The 1,077-nt window shown below is 73.9% G+C and carries 2 protein-coding genes and 1 pseudogene; 2 read left to right on the top strand and 1 reads right to left on the bottom strand.

Annotation, left to right across the window (positions count from 1 at the left end; genetic code table 11):
- Positions 1-241: pseudogene (locus MCAG_RS01030) on the bottom strand (FMN-binding glutamate synthase family protein); the annotation flags it as partial.
- 153 nt (positions 242-394) lie between these two features.
- Between MCAG_RS01030 and MCAG_RS01025 the strand changes: the two are divergent.
- Both MCAG_RS01025 and MCAG_RS01020 read left to right on the top strand, forming a co-directional pair.
- Positions 395-811 carry a molybdopterin-binding protein gene (locus MCAG_RS01025; protein ID WP_007071142.1) on the top strand — a complete coding sequence of 139 codons (417 nt, stop codon included), beginning with the start codon at positions 395-397 and terminating at the stop codon, positions 809-811.
- The coding region (locus MCAG_RS01020; RefSeq protein WP_036371825.1) for an extracellular solute-binding protein at positions 808-1,077 on the top strand (270 nt) is incomplete at its 3' end. The genes MCAG_RS01025 and MCAG_RS01020, both read left to right, overlap by 4 nt.

Genomic DNA, 1,077 nt, shown 5'->3' with positions numbered 1-1,077 from the left:
TCTCCTGCTTCGCCGACGCGTACACCCAGCGCCGTTGGTCCCGGGTGAACGGCCGCTCCTCGTTGTTGCCGGCCACGATGTACTGCCGCAGCTCCGGGCCGAGCGACTCCAGCAGGTACCGGGCCCGCCCGAGCACCGGGAAGTTGCGCAGCAGGGCGTGGTCGCGTTGCAGGACGTCGCGGGCGGCCAGGGCGGCGACGACGACGGCGGCGGCGGGTACGGCTCGACGGGCCCATCTCATGCCGTCAGTCTCCCCGCAGTCGCCGGCTGGCGCACGGTTGCCGCCTGCTCCACGCCCAGCCGCACCTGCGGGCCTCCTGACGCGATGAAACTATGCGGATGCGAGGACAAGAGCAGTCATGGGCTCGCAGAAGCGGCACGGTAGAGTGCCTGCGTGGCGATGTTCCGGATCGGCGAGGCGGCCGAGCTGCTCGGCGTCAGCACCGACACGGTGCGGCGCTGGGTCGACGCCGGCCGTCTCGCCGCCACCCGCGACGCGCACGGTCACCGGGTCGTCGACGGCGTCGACCTGGCCGCGTTCGTCCGCGCCGCGGCTGCCGCGCCGGAGGGGCACGCCGAGCTGTCCTCGGCGCGCAACCGGCTGCGCGGCATCGTCACCGCCGTGGTCAAGGACGCCGTCATGGCCCAGGTCGACATCCAGGCCGGGCCGTTCCGGATCGTGTCGCTGATGAGCCGCGAGGCGGTCGACGACCTAGGCCTGCGGGTCGGCTCGATCGCCGTCGCGGTGATCAAGTCTACGACGGTCGTGGTGGAGCGGCCGTCTCCTCCGAAAGGCGGGACCGGCACGTGACCGGATCAGTGGCTCGTTGCGCCCTGGCCGGGGCCCTTGCCCTGGCCCTCGCCGCCTGCGCCGGCGGGGCCGACCAACCGGCGCCGGGGGAGGGCGGCGACGGGGTGCGCGGCCCGATCACCGTCTTCGCCGCGGCGTCGCTGACAGAGGCGTTCACCCGGCTCGGCGACGAGTTCGAGGCCGCCCACCCCGGCACCACGGTCACCTTCAGCTTCGCGGGCAGCTCCGCCCTGGCCACCCAGGTCAATCAGGGCGCGCCCGCCGCC

The organism is Micromonospora sp. ATCC 39149 (assembly GCF_000158815.1).
Taxonomy (GTDB): Bacteria; Actinomycetota; Actinomycetes; order Mycobacteriales; family Micromonosporaceae; genus Micromonospora.
The sequence above is the reverse complement of the archived record's forward strand: the minus strand, read 5'-3'. Positions and strand labels throughout refer to the sequence as shown.